The organism is Micromonospora sp. NPDC048040 (assembly GCF_055587185.1).
Genome location: NZ_JBVJGT010000142.1, coordinates 1 through 1,553, shown reverse-complemented (window position 1 = coordinate 1,553; position 1,553 = coordinate 1). Strand labels below are relative to the sequence as shown.

Below are 1,553 nucleotides of genomic sequence, written 5' to 3'. Positions count from 1 at the left end.
CCCTGTCTGTCAGGGTGAGTTGAGGCCAGCGGCTCATAGCAAGTCCGCCGGACAGGGCGAGTTCAGGATCGAGAAGCGTTGAATGCTGCTGTTGACGTCGCGACGGCCCAGGATGGGGTCATGAGTCGCAAGAAGGGTCCGCGTTCGGGCGGGCCGCGGGCGCGCCGGTCGTTCACGCCGGGGCAGAAGCTGGAGCTGCTGGCCGCGTATGAGCAGGCCGTCGCGGCTGGTGAGGGCGGTGCGTTTCTGCGGCGTGAGGGCTTGTACTCGTCGTTGATGTCGGAGTGGCGCCGGGCTCGGGACGCGGGTCTGTTGCAGGGCAAGCCGGCTGGGGAGACGGTCGGGAGGCCGTCGGCGGAGCAGGCCGAGATCGCCCGGTTGCGCCGTGAGCTGGAGTTGGCGCAGGCGAAGCTGGCGCGGACCGAGACGGCGTTGACGATCATGGGAAAAGCGCGCGAGCTCTTGGAGGACATCTCCAGGAGCGAGCCGGACGGTCCGGACGTGTTCGGGCTCGGCAGGCGCTGATGGCCGCCTATCATGCGCTGACCAGCGCGAGGGTCACGACGCGGGACGCGAAGCGGCTGACCGGGATCGCCCGGTCCAGCGCCGAACGCGACCGGCGGCGGCCGACATCGGCCCCGCCGGTGCGGCGAGCGCCGGCGAACGCGCTCACCTCGGCCGAACGCGAGCAGGTTCTGCGCCTGTTGAACAGTCCGGAGTTCGTCGACGCGGCCCCGGCCCAGATCTACGCGGCGCTGCTGGACCAGGGCGTGTACGTCGGTTCGATCGCCACCATGTATCGGGTTCTTCGCGAGCACGCGCAGGTTCGCGAGCGTCGCCGGCTGGCCCGGCACCCGGCCCGCCGGCGTCCCGAGTTGGTCGCTGACGCGCCGCGGCAGGTTTACACCTGGGACATAACCAAGCTGGCCGGACCGGCGAAGGGCGTCTACTACGACGCCTACGTGATGATCGACATCTACTCCCGGTACATCGTGGGTGCCCGTGTGCACGCCCGCGAGTCCGGCCCCCTTGCCGAGTCGATGATGCGCGAGGTGTTCGGTGTCCATGGCATCCCGCACGTCGTGCACGCCGACCGCGGCACGTCGATGACGTCGAAATCGGTGGCTGACCTGCTCGAAGACCTCGATGTCACTCGCTCACACTCCCGGCCGAAGGTGTCCAACGACAACCCGTACAGCGAGGCCTGGTTCAAGACGTTGAAGTACGCGCCAGTCTTCCCGGACCGGTTCGCGTCCCTCACCCACGCGCGGGCGTTCATGAACGACTTCGTGACCTGGTACAACCACGCCCACCGGCACTCCGGGATCGGCCTGCACACCCCCGCCGACGTCCACCACAGCCGTCACCACACCGTCCGCGCCAACCGCGAGGACACCCTCGCCGCAGCCCGGACGGCGCACCCGGAACGGTTCGGCACCACCCGGCCCCTGCCCAAGATCCTCGACCTGCCCGAGCAGGTCTGGATCAACAAGCCCGAACCGCAACGACAAGCCGCTTAACTCCCGTTGGCCTCAATCCCTTGACACGTTCCG

The 1,553-nt window shown here is 68.6% G+C and carries 1 protein-coding gene; it reads left to right on the top strand.

Annotation, left to right across the window (positions count from 1 at the left end):
- Positions 1-120: 120 nt before the first annotated feature.
- A protein-coding gene (locus tag ACZ6O2_RS36510) for an IS3 family transposase (protein ID WP_466026219.1) occupies positions 121-1,520 on the top strand; the annotation gives its coding sequence in 2 pieces (ribosomal slippage) (positions 121-454 and positions 454-1,520; 1,401 coding nt in all).
- Positions 1,521-1,553 lie beyond the last annotated feature (33 nt).